At 72.9% G+C, this 16,498-nt stretch carries 14 protein-coding genes; 7 read left to right on the top strand and 7 right to left on the bottom strand.

What is annotated here, in order from left to right:
- Positions 1-265: 265 nt before the first annotated feature.
- Positions 266-835 carry a GNAT family N-acetyltransferase gene (locus tag PYR72_RS29410; protein WP_275458079.1) on the top strand — a complete coding sequence of 190 codons (570 nt, stop codon included), beginning with the start codon at positions 266-268 and terminating at the stop codon, positions 833-835.
- 57 nt (positions 836-892) lie between these two features.
- A complete protein-coding gene (locus PYR72_RS29405; RefSeq protein ID WP_275458078.1) occupies positions 893-2,056 on the top strand; it encodes a crosslink repair DNA glycosylase YcaQ family protein in 1,164 nt (387 codons plus the stop codon).
- A gap of 23 nt (positions 2,057-2,079) precedes the next feature.
- On the opposite strand, the gene PYR72_RS29400 is transcribed toward PYR72_RS29405, so the two are convergent.
- The 7 genes from PYR72_RS29400 to mtnA form a co-directional block, all read right to left on the bottom strand.
- A complete protein-coding gene (locus tag PYR72_RS29400) occupies positions 2,080-2,829 on the bottom strand; it encodes a response regulator transcription factor (RefSeq protein ID WP_275458077.1) in 750 nt (249 codons plus the stop codon).
- A 204-nt stretch (positions 2,830-3,033) separates the two neighbouring features.
- A complete protein-coding gene (gene raiA, locus PYR72_RS29395; RefSeq protein WP_013003137.1) occupies positions 3,034-3,759 on the bottom strand; it encodes a ribosome-associated translation inhibitor RaiA in 726 nt (241 codons plus the stop codon).
- 281 nt (positions 3,760-4,040) lie between these two features.
- Entirely contained in the window at positions 4,041-4,844 is an 804-nt protein-coding gene (locus tag PYR72_RS29390) for a ComF family protein (protein ID WP_275458076.1), read from the bottom strand.
- Positions 4,845-5,038: 194 nt separating this feature from the next.
- On the bottom strand, positions 5,039-6,769 hold the full coding sequence (locus tag PYR72_RS29385; protein WP_275460556.1) for an LpqB family beta-propeller domain-containing protein: 1,731 nt from the start codon (positions 6,767-6,769) through the stop codon (positions 5,039-5,041).
- A 94-nt stretch (positions 6,770-6,863) separates the two neighbouring features.
- Positions 6,864-8,948 carry an MtrAB system histidine kinase MtrB gene (gene mtrB, locus PYR72_RS29380; RefSeq protein WP_275458075.1) on the bottom strand — a complete coding sequence of 695 codons (2,085 nt, stop codon included), beginning with the start codon at positions 8,946-8,948 and terminating at the stop codon, positions 6,864-6,866.
- 1 nt (position 8,949) lies between these two features.
- Positions 8,950-9,639 (bottom strand): two-component system response regulator MtrA, encoded by a 690-nt coding sequence (gene mtrA, locus PYR72_RS29375; RefSeq protein ID WP_189823911.1) that lies wholly within the window; start codon positions 9,637-9,639, stop codon positions 8,950-8,952.
- Positions 9,640-9,647: 8 nt separating this feature from the next.
- Positions 9,648-10,793, bottom strand: a complete 1,146-nt coding sequence (mtnA, locus tag PYR72_RS29370) for an S-methyl-5-thioribose-1-phosphate isomerase (protein ID WP_275458074.1) — start codon at positions 10,791-10,793, stop codon at positions 9,648-9,650.
- A gap of 140 nt (positions 10,794-10,933) precedes the next feature.
- Between mtnA and PYR72_RS29365 the strand changes: the two genes are divergently transcribed.
- The 5 genes from PYR72_RS29365 to PYR72_RS29345 are packed head-to-tail and all read left to right on the top strand — an operon-like array spanning position 10,934 to position 16,481.
- Positions 10,934-12,274 (top strand): glycerophosphoryl diester phosphodiesterase membrane domain-containing protein, encoded by a 1,341-nt coding sequence (locus tag PYR72_RS29365; protein ID WP_275458073.1) that lies wholly within the window; start codon positions 10,934-10,936, stop codon positions 12,272-12,274.
- A gap of 4 nt (positions 12,275-12,278) precedes the next feature.
- Positions 12,279-12,995, top strand: a complete 717-nt coding sequence (locus PYR72_RS29360; protein WP_275458072.1) for a DUF4129 domain-containing protein — start codon at positions 12,279-12,281, stop codon at positions 12,993-12,995.
- Positions 12,992-14,182, top strand: coding sequence for a DUF4350 domain-containing protein (locus PYR72_RS29355; RefSeq protein ID WP_275458071.1), 1,191 nt, complete (start codon positions 12,992-12,994; stop codon positions 14,180-14,182). The genes PYR72_RS29360 and PYR72_RS29355 overlap by 4 nt, the downstream gene beginning before the upstream one ends.
- Complete coding sequence (locus PYR72_RS29350) at positions 14,182-15,171, top strand: MoxR family ATPase (protein WP_275460555.1); 990 nt, start codon at positions 14,182-14,184, stop codon at positions 15,169-15,171. Before PYR72_RS29355 ends, PYR72_RS29350 begins: the two co-directional genes overlap by 1 nt.
- Entirely contained in the window at positions 15,171-16,481 is a 1,311-nt protein-coding gene (locus PYR72_RS29345) for a DUF58 domain-containing protein (RefSeq protein WP_275458070.1), read from the top strand. The genes PYR72_RS29350 and PYR72_RS29345 overlap by 1 nt, the downstream gene beginning before the upstream one ends.
- Positions 16,482-16,498: the final 17 nt, after the last annotated feature.

The following is a 16,498-nucleotide window of genomic DNA, read 5'->3' as shown; positions in this document are numbered from 1 at the left end:
AGTTGACAGTCTTGAATCACAGCTTGAGCAACGGCCATCGTAAGCGAGGACCCCGCCGTGCCGGGAGGTCTGGCGGTGACAGCTCACCAGGACAACGGGCAGGCGCCGCGGATGGTGCCGCGTTCCGCCCACCAAATGCGCACATCGTGACCGTTCCCTCACGCGCCGCGCCCCCGCGCCGGTCACCGGCACCCCCGCGACGGCCCCGGAGGACCGGCGCGCAAGGGGATGGCGCCCCCCGTGTGCCACCGAGCAGAATCGCCCGATGGAACCCGTCACCCTGACCACCGAGCGCCTGCTGCTGCGCACCGTGGACCGGCGCGACACCGCCACGGTGTACGCGGCCGCCCAGGACCCGGACATCCAGCGCTGGACCACGATCCCCTCGCCGTATCTGCGGGAGCACGCCGAGGGTTTCGTCGAGCGGGCCGTTCCCGAGGGCTGGGCCGACGCCTCGATGTTCACCTTCGGCCTCTTCCTGCCCGCCGGGGACCTGGCGGGGATGCTCGGCATCACCATGCGTCTGCCCGGCACCGGCGAGATCGGCTTCTGGGCCACCCGGGAGCACCGCCGCCACGGCTACGTCACCGAGGCCGCCCGCGCCGCCGCCCACTGGGCCTTCACCTCGCTCGCCCTGGACCGCCTCGAATGGCGCGCCGAGGTGGGCAACGCCGCCTCCCGCGCGGTGGCCGAACGCGCCGGCTTCGTCTTCGAGGGCACGCTCAGGTCCGGTCTCGACAACCACGGGGTCCGCCGCGACTGCTGGATGGCCTCCCTGCTCCCCTCGGACCTGGGCCTGCCGTCCGCGACACCGTACGTGCCGGCACGGCCCTGACCCCGCCACCGAGCCGCCCGGCCCCGCCTGTCAGTGCCCTCCCCTACCCTGCGGAGCATGACCTCCCTTCCGCGCCCCAGCACCGAACTCTCCGCAGACGAGGCCCGCAGAATCGCCCTCCGGGCGCAGGGCTTCCTCGGCGCCCCGGACCGCAGGTCCGGCGTCCGGGGCGTGCTGCGACACCTGGGCGCGGTCCAGCTCGACACCATCTCGGTCCTCGCCCGGTCCCACGAACTCATCCCGTACGCCCGCCTCGGCGCCGTGGGCCGCGCCACCGTCGACCGCGCCTACTGGACGGACACGCACGCCTTCGAGTACTGGTCCCACGCCGCCTGCATCCTCCCCATCGAGGAGTGGCCCCACTTCGCCTTCCGCCGCCGGGCCTACCGCTCCCGCCCCCAGTGGAACCACCAACTCCCCGACGGCGCCTACGAGCGGGTCATCAAGCAGCTCCGTGACGAGGGTCCCCTCACGGCCACCGAACTGGGCGGCGCGAAGCGCACCAGCGAGTGGTGGGACTGGTCCGGGGAGAAGGTCGCCGTCGAACGCGCCCTGATGCACGGCGAGGTGGTCTGTGTGGAGCGCCGCGGCTGGAAGCGGGTGTACGACCTCGCCGAGCGCGCGATCCCCGGCCACCTCCTCCACGACGAGCTGGACGACACGGAGTGCGTACGCCGCCTGGTCCGGCTGGCCGGTGAGGCCCTGGGCGTCGGCACCCGCGCGGACATCGCGGACTACCACCGTCTCAAGGGCGAGCAGTTCGACGCGGTCGTCGCCGACTCGGGCCTGGTCCCGGTGACGGTGGCGGGCTGGGCCAAGCCGGCCTGGGCCGACCCGGCGGCGCTCGCCACGCCCCCGCGCGGCCGCCACCGCACCACGCTCCTGTCCCCGTTCGACTCCCTGATCTGGGAACGGGCCCGCACGGAGCGCGTCTTCGGCTTCACCCACCGCCTGGAGGCCTACGTCCCCAAACAGAAGCGGGTCCACGGCTACTTCGCGATGCCGGTCCTGTCCGGCGGCCGGCTCGTCGGCCGTGTCGACCCCGCCCGCGACGGCCGCACCCTGGTCGCCAAGCAGGTCACCCTCGACGGCCCGAAGGCGGTCCCGGCCGTGGCCCAGGCCCTTCTGGAGGCGGCGACCTGGGTGGACTGCACGGACGTGCGCGTCGAGCGGGTCGACGCCCCGGAACTGCGGGAGCCGCTGGTGCGCGCCCTGGCGTGACGGGTTCAGCGGGTCCGGCAGATCTAGCGGATTTCGAGGATCTTCTCCCGCATCGCGTAGACCACGGCCTCCATCCTGGAGTGCAGCTGCAGCTTCTCCAGGATGTTGCGCACGTGGTTCTTCACGGTGTTCTCGGAAATGAACAGTTCCTTGGCGATGTCCCGGTTGTTCATCCCGGTGGCCACCAGCTTCAGCACTTCCAGTTCCCGGTCCGTCAGCCGCGGCGCCGGCACGAGGCGCCGCTCGTCGGTCCGCTGGATCATGGACTTGAACTCGGTGAGCAGCTTCGAGGCCATCGAGGGGCTGATCTGCGACTGCCCGTCGGCGACGGCGCGGATGGCCGTGGCCACCTCGTCCGTGGAGATCTCCTTGAGGAGATAGCCGGTCGCCCCCGCCTTGATCGCGTCGTAGAGGTCGGCCTCCTCGTCACTGATCGTCAGCATGATGATCTTCGCGCTGGGGGCCACCTCCTTGATGGAGGTGCACGCCTCGATACCGCCGCGCTTGGGCATCCGCACGTCCATCAGCACGATGTCGGGCAGCAGGTCCGCGGCCTTGTCGACCGCCTCCGCCCCGTCCCCGGCCTCACCGACGACCTGGATGTCCTCCTCGGCGGCGAGCACGATCTCCAGGCCGCGGCGGAAAAGCGCGTGGTCGTCCACGACGAGGACCCGGATCGGCTCCTTGCGCGAGGAGCCCTCGGCGGAGTCCGTGCCGGTGGAACCGCCGTCGGCATTCACGTCACGCATCGGTCCGAAACTGCTGTCCGCCATCGTTCCTCCCCCTGAAGGCCGTGGCCCTGTGTTTCTGTGCCATTGCCAACCCAAGGCAACGGCCCCCCGGTTGGGGCCGGTTCGGCCATGATTTCATGCCCGGCCCACCCTGCGGTGACAGAGCGGGCCTCAAGGGGTCGCACACCGGTGCCCCTGGGGGCGCACAAGCGCTCCAGGGGCACCGGCCGGTGTCACCCGGCGCGCTCAGCCGCCGAGCGCGCCGCCCGCGGCGTCCGGATGCGCCTGGGCGACCATCGGGTCCGTGCTGAGGTGGATGACGCCGTAGTCGTAGGCGTGCCGCCGGTAGACGACACTCGGTTCCTTGGTCTCGGAGTCGACGAAGAGGTAGAAGTCGTGCCCGACCAGCTCCATCTCGTAGAGAGCCTGGTCGAGGGTCATCGGGGATGCCACGTGGGTCTTCTCGCGGACGATGAGGGGCCCCTCGCCCTTCACCTCCAGCGAACCGATCTTCTTGGTGGGAACGCCCTCCGCCTTCTCCTCGTCGGCGACGTACCCGTTGCCGTTGAGCGTGGCCACGCCGGGGACGTGGTCGGCGACCTCCGCGGCCGTCAGACGGCGCGCTCCACGGCGCGTGTAACGCTTGTCGTGCTGCTTGCGCAGCCGGGCCTCCAGCTTGTCCGCCGCCAGGTCGAGCGCCGCATACGGATCGCTTGCCGCTGCCTCGGCCCGGATCACCGGCCCGCGCGAGTGGAGCGTGATCTCCACCCGGTCGCTGCGGTCGGCCTGTCGGGGGTTGGGCTCCTTGGACACCTCGACGTCGAGGCTGATCACCTTGCCGTCGAGCTTCTGGATCTTCTCCAGCTTCAGCTTCTCGGCCACGTGCTTGCGGAACCGCTCGGGCACCTCGGTCTTGCGGCCCTTGACGACGATGTCCACGCAGAACTCCGTTCCCGGATCGCTCCGCTCCACTGGCGGAGCATCTCCCTTGTGCACCAGGTTCCGGTGGCTCCCGGAACCGCGGACTCGGTGACTTCCACCTCCTCCTCCCCCGTGGACAAGATCTCCACCCACCGGTACGGGGTGATTCGGAAAAGCCGCAGCGCAGCATTCAGATATGTGGTGAACGGCCGGGGCCATTCCCTCACAACCGAACATATCTCGCCCGGCCGGATGTCGTCACCCTCTACTGGGGCGTACCTCCGTTCAGGTGAAATGGCCCTTTCATTACCTGCAACGATGCAAGTTCTCTGTCAGTTCCGGTTTATTTCGAAAGAGTCGGGTGGTGCGGCGACGACGGCCGCTCTGATCCTGTCCTCGACACCGTTCCCCCTCGTCGTTCCCGTCACCCCCCGTGTTCGCACCGCCCCCTCCGGCTTTCCTCTCGCAACGAACTCCCCCGTCCTGGCCGCATGCCCGTCCCGCGCCGTCCGAACCGCCCTGGCCGCCTCCGCGAGCGAGGCACCCGTCGTCATCAGGTCGTCCACGAGCACGATCGCGCCCCCGTCCAGCAGAGGGGTACCCCCCGCCGCCACCTCCAGAGCACCCGCGAGGTTCTCCAACCGCCGCCGGGCGTCCAGCCCCGACTGGTCGGCCACCGCCCGCCGCTGCCGCAGCACCCCGGCGACCCGGGCCGGCGACCCGGTGCGCCGCAGCTCCCCGGCGGCCGCAAGCGCGATCCGCCGCGCGGGGTCGTGCCCCCGCGCCCGCACCGCCCGCCGCGCCGACGGCACCGGGACCAGCAGCACCGGCCCGCCGCCACCGGCCCGTACGGCCGCCCGTACGGCCCCCGCCAGGGCCGTGCCGAGCGGTCCGGCGAGCGCCAGCGCCCCCCGTTCCTTGTGCGCGATCAGCGTGGCCCGCACCGCGTCCTCGTACGGCGCCGCCGCGTGCACCACGGGCAGTCCCGACGGCTCCGGCACCGGTCGCACCCGGCACGGCGCGGCTCCGGTCAGAGCCGCCCGGCACTCCGGACAGAGCACCGCGCGCGACCTCCCGCACCCCCCGCACTCGGCCGGCAGCACCAGATCCATGAGGTCCCGCCACCACCCCCGCATGGCCTCCACTGTGCCGACGCACCCGCGGCTCCGCCACCCCTGTGGACAACCGCCTGTGGACAACTCATCGCCATCGCACAGTGGTTGTCACCCACACGAATGAATGACGAGTGCGGGAACGACGACGTGCCCCGCGCCGCGCTCGTCCCGGATGGACCGGCGCCGCACTCATCCCGGATGGACCGGCGCCGCACTCATCCGGGATAGACAGGCGCTGACCCTTCCTTGACCACCGTCTGCCACTGCGCCCCCGGCGACAGCCGGACGATCCCGTCGGCCGAGTGCGCGACCAGCGGCTGGCTCTCGTCCTCGGACGCGGCGATCTCCTCCACCCCGGTGAGCGCGGAGGGCCCGGAGCCGGGCGTCGGGGACCCGTCGACGCGTACGTACCGCATCTGCTGCACACCGCCGGGCTCGCGCCCCACGACCACGAGCTGGCTGTCGCCGGCCCACGACATGGCGGTGACGTCCTCCAGGTCCGGTGTAACGGACCGCAGTTCGACGATGGAGACGGTGGTGCTCTCCGCGTCGGCGTCCCGCTCGATGCGCCCGATGTACAGCGCCCGCTTGCCCTCGTTGTTCAGGATCAGCGCCACCCGCACCCCGTCGGCGGCCACCCGCACCGCCTCGATGCGCCCGTCGAGGTTGGGCGTCCTGACTTCGAGCGGGTCGCCCATGCCGTCCGTCAGGACCAGCAGACGAGGGTTCTCAGGGTCGCGGTCGGCCACCCACAGGTCGCCCCGGCCGTCCCAACTGGGTGTCGTCAGCCGGTCCTTCGCGGTGGCACCGGAGCTGTGCAGCACCGGCTCGCCGATCGTGGTCCCCGGCGTCAGCGGCGCCACGTACAGGTCGCTGCCGTCGGCCGACACACCGGCCGCCCGCTCCTCGTCGCGCGAGACGGCGGCCGACCGCAGCGGTTTCGCACCGTCACCGAGCGCGCCGGGTACGGGTGTCGGCGTGGTCACCGCGCCCTGCCCGGACAGCCGTGCGAGCTTGCGGTCGCCGTCGATGAAGTACTCGAAGCTCGCGCTCCGGTCGGCGCCGTGCGAGGCGACACCGCCGGCCTCGCTCTCGCTCAGCGCACACAGCTGCGTGCCCTTCGACCCCTGCAGCTCCACATCGGTCACACCCGTGGGCATGTAGTCCTGCAGCGTGAACAGGAGTTGGGCGGCCATCTCCTTGCACCTGCTCGCCGAGACCCGGTCGGCCTTCTTGTTCAGCGGCACGACCAGGCTGTTCTGGTCGTCGGGCGTCAGCGCCCGGGTGCCCTTCCGGAGGGCCGTACCGGAGGGGAAGCTCGTCCTCGCGACCGGGTTCAGCCAGCTGGTGGGCCCCTGCAGCAGGTCGCGGACCACCTGGGTCACCGGGTCGACCTGGCTGCGCACGTAGACGGGGTCGGCGACGGTGCCCGGCTCACCGGACTGCGCGGCGGAGGTGAAGTAGTACTTGTTGATGGACTTGTAGTTGCGCTCGAAGTCGGAACGGCCGAGCACCACCCCCGACGGCAGCCGGTCGATGCGCCACTGCCCGGTGTCCTTCACACGCGTGAGATGCACGGTCCTGCGGTACTCGCCGCTCGTGGGCGTGTACGCGTGCTGCTCGTCGACCCGGGCGACCCTCTTGCCCGACAGCTCGAACCGGTAGTCGTCGGCGTCGGGACGGTCCCCCGTGACGGCGGTGTAGGGGGTCGGGGCCTCGGCGAGGACCGTGGTCGACTCGTTCGGGTCCCACTCCTTGGCCGCGTCGCCGGTCAGATACTTGCGCGCGGTCTCGTACCGGAGGTCGTCGCTGGTCAGGGCCTCCAGGAAGCCCTGCACGATCTCCTGCGGCTCGGCGTCGTCGCCGGGCGGCAGCGCGAAGACCCGCACCTTGGAGTCCTGCCTCGGGGTGGACTCGACATCGCGCATGTCACCGCTGCCCGGCATCGACGCGCACCCCGCCAGCAGCACGGCGCACACACCGGCGCTCCCGAGCCGCACGGCCACCCGCACCGGACGCCCGCGGCCGCCTTCCGCACGGTCAGCGCCCACGGAATGCCTCCCCCTGCTCGTGCTGTTCCGCACCGCTGTCGGCCGGCTTCTCCGCGGCCTCGTCCGGACCACTGTCGGGCCGCCGCTCGGGCGGCGTCGGCGGCGGTGTCACGGACGGCCCGCCCGGCCGGGGCACCACACGCGCGCCGTTGCCCGGCAGCGCCGTCGGATCCGCCGTGGGAGCCTGCCCGCCACCCGGCCGGGGCCCTATGGCCGCCCTGGCGGCTCCGTGCTCACCGGCCTGGACCGGCACCGTGGCGAGCTTGCCGCCGCCCGCGAGCGGCCGGCCGGCGTCGTTGAGCCCACGATGGCGCCGGGAGTCCTTCGGCTCCAGGGGTATCGGGGAACCGCGCAGCGGCTCGTCCGCCGTCCTCGGCAGGGTGAGCCGGAACTGCGAACCACCGCCCGGCTCGCCCCACGCCTGCAGCCAGCCCCCGTGCAGCCGGGCGTCCTCCAGGGCGATGGACAGCCCCAGTCCCGTACCACCGGTCGTCCGCGCGCGTGCCGGGTCCGCCCGCCAGAAACGGCTGAAGACCCGGGTGGCCTCCCCCGGCTTGAGCCCCACGCCGTAGTCGCGCACCGCCACCGCCACCGCGCCGCCCGCCGCCGCGAGCTTGACCAGGACGTCCTTGCCCTCGCCGTGCTCCACGGCGTTGACCACGAGGTTGCGCAGCACACGCTCCACCCGCCGGGCGTCGGCCTCGGCCACGACGGGCTGCTGGTTGCCCAGCACCCGTATCCGGGTCCCCTTGCGCTCCGCGAGCGGCTCCGCCCCGCTGACGACCTTCCGCACGACCTCACGCAGGTCTATCGGCTCGGCCTCCAGGGCCGCCGCGCCCGCGTCGAACCGGCTGATCTCCAGCAGGTCAGCGAGCAGCGACTCGAACCGGTCCAGCTGGTCGGCGAGGAGTTCGGCCGACCGCGCGGTGACCGGATCGAAGTCCACCCGCGCGTCATGGATGACGTCCGCCGCCATCCGTACGGTCGTCAGCGGCGTCCGCAGCTCGTGCGACACGTCGGAGACGAACCGCCGCTGCATCCGGGACAGGTCCTCCAGCTGCTGGATCTTCAGCTGAAGGTTCTGCGCCATCTTGTTGAAGGCCTCGCCGAGCCGCGCGATGTCGTCCTCGCCGCTGACCTTCATCCGTTCCTGCAGCCGCCCGGCGGACAGCCGCTCGGCGATCCCGGCCGCCATCCGCACGGGCGTGACGACCTGCCGCACCACGAGCCAGGCGATGGCCCCGAGCAGCACCACGACGAACAGCCCGGCCGTCGCCAGGGTCCCCTTGACCAGGCTCAGGGACTTCTCCTCCTGCGTGAGCGGGAAGAGGAAGTACATCTGGTACGGGTTGCTGTTGGGATCGCTGACCTGCTTGCCGATGATCAGCCCCGGCTGGGACTCCTGCCCGTTGTCGTAGTGGATCCGGGTGTAGCTCTGTACGGCGCCGGTGCCGTCGTCGACCCGCTCACGCAGCTCCTCGGGCACGCTGAGGTCCCAGTCCACGCCTCCGGAGACGCGCGGGCCGAGGCTCCCGGTGTCGCCGTCGGCGGAGGCCGGGCTGAGCGTCACCACGTCGAACGCGCCCTGGCCGCCGCTGGAGAGCGAGGTCACCAGGGTGGTCGTCCACTCGCCGATGTTCTGCACCCGGTCGCCGTCCGGATCCGGGTTGTCGTTCCCGGCCGCGCTCGCGTCGTCGTCGGCCTTCTGCTCGGCGACGGTGAACCCGCCGGTGGCCTGGCTCTGCGAGGCCTTGACCTTGGCGTCCAGCAGCCCGTTGCGGACCTGCCCGATGACGACGAAGCCCAGCAGCAGCACGACGCTGAGCGACATCAGCAGCGTCGTCACGACGATCCTGAGCTGGATGTTGCGCCGCCACAGCCGCATCACGGGCAGCAGCGGGCGGCGCACCCAGCGCATGAACAGCCTCAGGACCGGGCTGCCCTGGACTCCGCCCTGGAGCAACCCGCCCTCCAGCAGACGCCTCCAGCCGGAACCGGGCGCCTTCCGGCCGACAGGCCGCTCCGCGCGGGTCCCCGGCTGGCCGGGCGCCGAAGCGGCACTGTCACCGGACATGTCAGCTGGGCCCTGCCTTGTATCCGACACCACGGACGGTCACCACGATCTCCGGCCGCTCCGGGTCCTTCTCGACCTTGGAGCGCAGCCGCTGCACATGCACGTTCACCAGACGGGTGTCCGCCGCGTGGCGGTACCCCCAGACCTGCTCCAGCAGGACCTCCCGGGTGAACACCTGCCACGGCTTGCGCGCCAGCGCGACCAGCAGGTCGAACTCCAGAGGCGTCAGCGCGATCGACTGCCCCTCACGCTTCACCGAGTGCCCGGCCACGTCGATGACCAGGTCACCGATGGCGAGCTGCTCCGGCGCCGGCTCCTCCGACCGCCTCAGGCGCGCCCGGATCCGGGCCACCAGCTCCTTCGGCTTGAACGGCTTGACGATGTAGTCGTCCGCGCCCGACTCCAGGCCGACCACCACATCGACGGTGTCGCTCTTGGCCGTGAGCATCACGATCGGCACCCCGGACTCCGCCCTGATCAGGCGGCACACCTCGATCCCGTCGCGGCCCGGCAGCATCAGATCCAGCAGCACCAGATCCGGTTTGGCCTCGCGGAACGCGGCCAGCGCCTTGTCGCCGTCGGCTACGAAAGACGGCTCAAAACCTTCACCACGCAACACAATGCCGAGCATCTCGGCCAGTGCGGTGTCGTCGTCGACGACAAGGACTCGTCCCTTCATGAATGCCATCATCCCATTAACTAAATCGTTACCTGGCGTGACCTGTCACACAGCTCTGCGAGCGCCTCAGCCGTCACGGGCGACACGACCCCCTCCTCGGTGACGATCGCCGTCACCAACTCGGGCGGTGTCACGTCGAACGCGGGGTTGTACGCCTGGGTCCCCAGGGGTGCCACCGCGATCCCGCCTCCCGCCTCCGCTCCCGCCGACGGAACCTGAGGTGCCGTGATCTCCGTCACCTCATGCCCCGCGCGCTGTTCCACCTCGATGGACGCCCCGTCCGGGGTGTCCGCGTCCACCGTCGTCAGCGGCGCCACCACGATGAACGGCACGTGGTGATACCGGGCGAGCACCGCGAGCGGATAGGTCCCGACCTTGTTCGCCACCGATCCGTCGGCGGCGATCCGGTCGGCTCCCACCAGCACCGCGTCCACCTCTCCTGCCGCGAACAGCGAGCCCGCGGCATTGTCCGTGAGCAAGGTGTACGCCATCGCGCTGCGCGCCGCCTCATAAGCGGTCAGACGGGCCCCCTGCAGCAGCGGACGCGTCTCGTCCACCCACAGCCGCCGCAGCCGCCCCACCCGGTGCGCCGCGAGCGCCACCGCGAACGCCGTGCCCTCACCGCCCGACACCAGCGCCCCGGTGTTGCAGTGCGTGAGCACCCGGTGCCCGCCGCCCGGCAGCAGCTCGTCCAGCAGCGCCAGACCGTGCGCGGCCATACGGGAACTGGCCTCGGCGTCCTCCCGGTGCAGCGCCCGCGCCGCGGCGAGCGCCGCCTCGGCGGCCCGCTTCCGGTCTCCCGTCCGGCCCAGCTCGGCCCGGTGCGCGTCCCGCGCCCGGCGCACACCCACCGCGAGGTTCACCGCGGTGGGCCGGGCGCCCTCCAGCGCCGCGGCGGCGTCCTCCACGTCGAACCCGCGCGCGGCGGCGAGCGCGACGCCGTACGCCCCGGCGATCCCCAGCAGCGGCGCCCCGCGCACGGCGAGGACCCGGATCGCCTCCACCAGCGCGGGCGCGTCCGTGCACACCAGCTCGACCTCCTCGGCCGGCAGTCTCGTCTGGTCGAGGAGGACCAGGACGGGGCCTTCGGGCGGCTCGTCCCATCGGATCGCGGGTATCTCGCTCGGCCGGGTGTCGTCGCCGGATCGCGCGTACTGATCAGCCATGCGGTCAGTCTGCCCCGTATCCGTCGGACAATTGAAGGTACGCAGCGGATACGGCCCCCGGTCACGTCGCGCGGAGCGCGTGGCACGATGGGCGCCAAGCCGCCGCCGCGACCGCGGACGAGCACCGTGAAGGAGCGACGATGAAGGACACTCCGGGCTGGGCCTCGCCCGGATCCGCCCCCTCCGGCGGCCAGGAGCCGGACCCGCAGGGCTCCGCGCGGCCCGAGGACCGGACCGACGCCGACCGCGCACAGCCCGCGGACCAGGCGGGTCCCGGCCAGGCGCCGCAGCAGTCCAAGTGGTCCAAGGAGCAGCCGCCGCCCGCCCAGTGGTCCGCTCCCACCCCGCAGGCCCCCGGCCCGACCCCGCCACCGCCGCCCGTGCCGGGCTGGGGCGGCCACCCCGGCCCCGGAGCCCCCGGCGGCCCCGGATACGGCGCTCCCGGCTACGGCACCCCGGGCTGGGGCGGCGGCTGGGGCGGCCCTCCGCCCGCCGCCAAGCCCGGTGTGATCCCGCTGCGCCCCCTCGGCATCGGCGAGATCCTCGACGGCGCGGTCTCCACCATGCGCACGCACTGGCGCACGGTCCTCGGCATCTCCCTGGCCGTCGCGGTCGTCACCCAGATCGCCGTCATCCTGCTCCAGGGCTTCGTCCTCGACGACACCGCGAGCGCCGACGCCCTCAACGACCCCACCGCCACCCCCGGCGAACTGGGCCGCGCCCTGCGCGACACCCTGCTGAGCACCTCCGTCGTCATGGTGATCTCCCTGCTGGGCACGATCATCGCGACGGCCCTGCTCACCACCGTGACCAGCCGTGCCGTCCTCGGCAGGTCGGTGACCACCGCCGAGGCCTGGCGGGACGCCCGCCCCCAGCTCCTCAGGCTGGCCGGGCTGACCGTCCTCCTGCTCGTGATCGCCGTCCTGGTCATGGCCGTCGGCGTGCTCCCCGGCATCCTCCTCGCCACCGGCGGCTCCACCGGCGCAGGCGTCCTCCTCGCCCTCCTCGGCGGACTCGGCGCCTTCGTCCTCACCGTGTGGCTGATGATCCGCTTCTCGCTCGCCTCGCCCGCGCTGATGCTGGAGAAGCAGGGCGTCCGCAAGTCCCTGGGCCGCTCCGTCAAGCTGGTGCGCGGCTCCTGGTGGCGGGTCCTCGGCATCCAGCTGCTCGCCGCGATCATCGCCTACATCGTCGCGTCGATCGTCGTGATCCCCTTCTCCTTCGCGGGCGCCGCCCTCGACGGGGACGGCATCTCCGGCCTCCTCGCCACCGGCGGCACCACACTCGGCTGGACCTACCTCGTCATCAGCGGCGTCGGCGCGGTGATCGGGTCCACCCTCACCTTCCCGATCAGCGCGGGCGTCACCGTGCTCCTCTACATCGACCAGCGCATCCGCCGCGAGGCCCTCGACCTCGAACTGGGCCGCGCCGCCGGCCTCCAGGGCTACGGCGGCGCCCCGGGCGCCACCCCGGGGAGCTGACGGGGTGAACCTGGCGGGGGGAGCACTGACAGCCGTACCGACGGCGTGGCGCTCGGCGGACGAGCCGCCCCTCACCCTCCCGCGCGACCCCGCGCGGGAGGCGGCCCGACGCGAGCTGTCCAAGGGCATGTACCACCAGAACGACCCCAGTTGGTACGAGCGTGCCCTGGACGCCTTCTGGCAGTGGCTCGACAAGGTCTTCGGCGCCGCCTCGGCCGCCACCCCCGGCGGCACGCTCGGCCTCGTCGTCATCGTCCTGGCCGTACTGGCCCTGCTGGGTGCCCTGTGGTGGCGCCTGGGCACCCCACGCCGCGCTCCCGCCTCGTCCGCCGTCCTCTTCGACGACCGCCCCCGCAGCGCCGCCGAACACCGGGCGGCCGCCGAGGCACAGGCCGCCCAGGGCCACTGGAACCAGGCCGTCCAGGAACGCATGCGCGCCGTCGTCCGCTCCCTGGAGGAACGCGCCCTGCTCGACGTACGCCCCGGCCGCACCGCGGACGAGGCGGCCTCCGAAGCGGGCACCTCGCTCCCCGCCCACGCGGACCGCCTGCACACCGCCGCCCGGGACTTCGACGACGTCACGTACGGCGGCCGGTCCGTCGCCGAGGAAACGTACCTCCGGCTCGCCGCCCTCGACACCGACCTGGAACGCACCAGGCCCGCACCGGCGGGCAGCACCCCCGGCACCGCCCGCGGCACCCGCCCGGGAGCCGCCGAATGACCGCCGGGGCCACGCCTCCGTCCACCTCGGTCTCGCCCACGGCCCGCCAGGTGTGGACCCGCGCGCGCGGTGTCGTCCTCGCGGCGGTGATCCTCCTGACGGCCGCCGCCGTCATCGCCGTGATCCGCTCCGGCGCCCAGCACGGCCGCCTGGACCCCCGCTCCGCCGACACCGACGGCAGCCGCGCCATCGCCGAACTCCTCGACGACCGGGGCGTGTCCACCCGGCTCGTCACCTCCCTCGACCGGGCGGCCACCGCGGCCGGCCCCGACACGACGCTCCTGGTCGCGAACCCGGACCTGCTGACCGACTCCCAGCAGAGCCGCCTCCGCGCGGCGACCGGGGACTCCGGCGGACGCACGGTCCTGGTGGCCCCCGGCGCCCCGTCCGTGCGCACCCTCGCCCCCGGCGTCACCGCCGACGCCGCCCTCAGCCTGGACTCCACGCTCCGGCCCCGCTGCGAACTGCCGGCCGCCCGCCGTGCGGGCAGCGCCGACACCGGCGGCATCCGCTACGACGTCACCGTCGGCGCGGCCGACACCTGCTACCCCGAGAACGGCCTGCCCACCCTGGTGCGCGTCCCGGCAGCCGAGGGCAAGGGCGACACCGTCGTCCTCGGCGCCCCCGACATCCTCCTCAACAGCAGCCTCGACGAGCAGGGCAACGCCTCCCTCGCCCTCCAACTCCTCGGCTCGCGCCCCCATGTGGTCTGGTACCTCCCCTCGCTCTCCGACTCCGCGCCCGACTCCGGCGACCGCGGCTTCCTCGGCCTGCTCCCCTCGGGCTGGTTGTGGGGCACCCTGCAGCTCTTTTTCGCCGGCGCCCTCGCCGCCTTCTGGCGCGCACGCCGGTTCGGCCCCCTGGTGCCCGAGAAGCTCCCCGTCGCGATCCGCGCCTCCGAGACCGTCGAAGGCCGCGCCCGCCTCTACCGCAAGGCCGACGCCCGCGACCGCGCCGCCGCCGCTCTCCGCTCCACCACCCGCACCCGCCTCGCCCCCCTCGTCGGCGTCCCCGTCTCCCGGGCCCACACGCCCGAGGCCCTGCTCCCCGCCCTGTCCGCCCACCTCCACGGCGACGGACAGCCCCTGCACCCCCTGCTCTTCGGGCCGCCGCCCGGCGACGACGCGGCCCTCATCGCCCTCACCGACCACCTCGACGCCCTCGAAAGAGAGGTACGCCGTTCATGATGGACCCGACCACTGACAACGCCACGGCCACCGGGGACCCGGGCAGCGCCCGCGCCTCCCTGGAGGCCCTGCGCGCCGAGATCGCCAAAGCCGTGGTCGGCCAGGACCCCGCCGTGACCGGCCTCGTCGTCGCCCTCCTCTGCCGCGGACACGTCCTGCTGGAAGGAGTCCCCGGCGTCGCCAAGACCCTGCTCGTCCGCGCCCTCGCCTCCGCGCTCGAACTCGACACCAAACGCGTCCAGTTCACCCCGGACCTCATGCCGAGCGACGTCACCGGCTCCCTCGTCTACGACACCCGCAGCGCCGAGTTCTCCTTCCAGCCCGGCCCGGTCTTCACCAACCTGCTCCTCGCCGACGAGATCAACCGCACTCCGCCCAAGACCCAGTCCTCCCTCCTCGAAGCGATGGAGGAACGCCAGGTCACGGTCGACGGCACCCCGCGCCCGCTCCCGGACCCGTTCCTGGTGGCCGCGACCCAGAACCCCGTCGAGTACGAGGGCACCTACCCCCTGCCCGAAGCCCAACTGGACCGCTTCCTCCTCAAGCTGACGGTGCCGCTGCCGTCCCGCGAGGACGAGATCCACGTCCTCACCCGCCACGCCGAGGGCTTCAACCCACGCGACCTGCGCGCCGCCGGCGTACGCCCCGTCGCGAACGCGGCCGACCTCGAAGCCGCCCGCGCCGCCGTCGCCAAGACGACCGTCTCCCCCGAGATCACCGCCTACGTCGTGGACATCTGCCGCGCCACCCGGGAGTCCCCCTCCCTCACCCTCGGCGTCTCCCCGCGCGGCTCCACGGCCCTCCTCGCGGCCTCCCGCGCCTGGGCCTGGCTGACGGGTCGCGACTACGTCATCCCCGACGACGTCAAGGCGCTCGCCCTGCCGACCCTCCGCCACCGCGTCCAACTCCGCCCGGAGGCGGAGATGGAGGGCGTGACGGCCGACGCGGTCATCAACGCGATCCTCGCCCACGTCCCCGTCCCCCGCTGATGGCCCCCACCGGACGCGCCGCGCTCCTCGCGGCCCTCGGCACCCTCCCCGTAGGCATCTGGGAACCCGGCTGGACGGGCATCCTCGCGGTGAACGCCCCCCTGGCACTGGCGTGCGCCTGCGACTACGCCCTCGCCGCTCCCGTACGCCGCCTGGGCCTCCTGCGCTCCGGTGACACCTCCGCGCGCCTGGGCGAGACCGCGGACGTCACCCTCACGGTCACCAACCCCACCAACCGTCCCCTCCGCGCCCATCTGCGCGACGCCTGGCCGCCCAGCAGCTGGCTCCCCGGCTCCGAGGGGGCGGCCTCCCGCCACCGCCTGACGATCCCTCCGGGCGAGCGCCGCCGCGTCACCACCCGGCTGCGCCCGACCCGCAGGGGCGACCGCCAGGCGGACAGGGTCACGATCCGCTCCTACGGCCCCCTCGGCCTCTTCGCCCGCCAGGGCAGCCACCGGGCTCCCTGGACCGTACGGGTGCTGCCCCCGTTCACCAGCCGCAAGCACCTGCCGTCCAAGCTGGCCCGGCTCCGCGAACTCGACGGTCGCACCAGCGTCCTGACCCGGGGCGAGGGCACGGAGTTCGACAGCCTCCGTGAGTACATCCCCGGCGACGACACCCGTTCCATCGACTGGCGCGCCACGGCCCGCCAGTCGTCGGTGGCGGTACGCACCTGGCGTCCCGAACGGGACCGCCACATCCTTCTCGTGCTGGACACCGGCCGCACCTCCGCGGGCCGCGTGGGCGACGCCCCCCGTCTCGACGCCTCCATGGACGCGGCTCTCCTGCTGGCCGCCCTCGCCTCCCGCGCCGGCGACCGGGTGGACCTTCTCGCCTACGACCGCCGCGTACGGGCCCTCGTCCAGGGCCGCTCGGCGGGTGACGTCCTTCCGTCCCTGGTCAACGCGATGGCCCCGCTCGAACCGGAGCTGGTCGAAACGGACGCCCGGGGCCTCGCGGCCACCGCGCTCCGTACGGCCCCTCGTCGCGCCCTGATCGTCCTGCTCACCACCCTCGACGCGGCTCCCGTGGAACAGGGCCTTCTCCCCGTCCTGTCCCGCCTCACCCAGCGCCATTCGGTCCTGGTCGCCTCGGTCGCCGACCCGCACATCGCCCGTATGGCGGAAGCACGAGGAACCACGGACGCCGTCTACGAGGCCGCGGCGGCGGCTCAGTCCCAGACGGAGCGCCATCGCATCGCCGACCAGCTGCGCCGCCACGGTGTCACGGTGGTCGACGCGACTCCGGACAACCTGGCGCCGGCCCTCGCGGACGCCTACCTGGCGCTGAAGGCGGCAGGACGTCTCTGATCGGAGGGCGGATCAGC

It is taken from the genome of Streptomyces sp. VNUA24 (assembly GCF_029167005.1).
In the GTDB taxonomy this organism is placed as follows: domain Bacteria; phylum Actinomycetota; class Actinomycetes; order Streptomycetales; family Streptomycetaceae; genus Streptomyces; species Streptomyces scabiei.
The sequence above is the reverse complement of the archived record's forward strand: the minus strand, read 5'-3'. Positions and strand labels throughout refer to the sequence as shown.

Coding starts and splice junctions, on each gene's coding strand:
- PYR72_RS29410 (WP_275458079.1), top strand. CDS start 266: ATGGAACCCGTCACCCTGACCACCGAGCGCCTGCTGCTGCGCACCGTG.
- PYR72_RS29405 (WP_275458078.1), top strand. CDS start 893: ATGACCTCCCTTCCGCGCCCCAGCACCGAACTCTCCGCAGACGAGGCC.
- PYR72_RS29400 (WP_275458077.1), bottom strand. CDS start 2,829: ATGGCGGACAGCAGTTTCGGACCGATGCGTGACGTGAATGCCGACGGC.
- PYR72_RS29390 (WP_275458076.1), bottom strand. CDS start 4,844: ATGCGGGGGTGGTGGCGGGACCTCATGGATCTGGTGCTGCCGGCCGAG.
- PYR72_RS29385 (WP_275460556.1), bottom strand. CDS start 6,769: ATGCCGGGCAGCGGTGACATGCGCGATGTCGAGTCCACCCCGAGGCAG.
- mtrB (WP_275458075.1), bottom strand. CDS start 8,948: ATGTCCGGTGACAGTGCCGCTTCGGCGCCCGGCCAGCCGGGGACCCGC.
- mtrA (WP_189823911.1), bottom strand. CDS start 9,639: ATGATGGCATTCATGAAGGGACGAGTCCTTGTCGTCGACGACGACACC.
- mtnA (WP_275458074.1), bottom strand. CDS start 10,793: ATGGCTGATCAGTACGCGCGATCCGGCGACGACACCCGGCCGAGCGAG.
- PYR72_RS29365 (WP_275458073.1), top strand. CDS start 10,934: ATGAAGGACACTCCGGGCTGGGCCTCGCCCGGATCCGCCCCCTCCGGC.
- PYR72_RS29355 (WP_275458071.1), top strand. CDS start 12,992: ATGACCGCCGGGGCCACGCCTCCGTCCACCTCGGTCTCGCCCACGGCC.
- PYR72_RS29350 (WP_275460555.1), top strand. CDS start 14,182: ATGGACCCGACCACTGACAACGCCACGGCCACCGGGGACCCGGGCAGC.
- PYR72_RS29345 (WP_275458070.1), top strand. CDS start 15,171: ATGGCCCCCACCGGACGCGCCGCGCTCCTCGCGGCCCTCGGCACCCTC.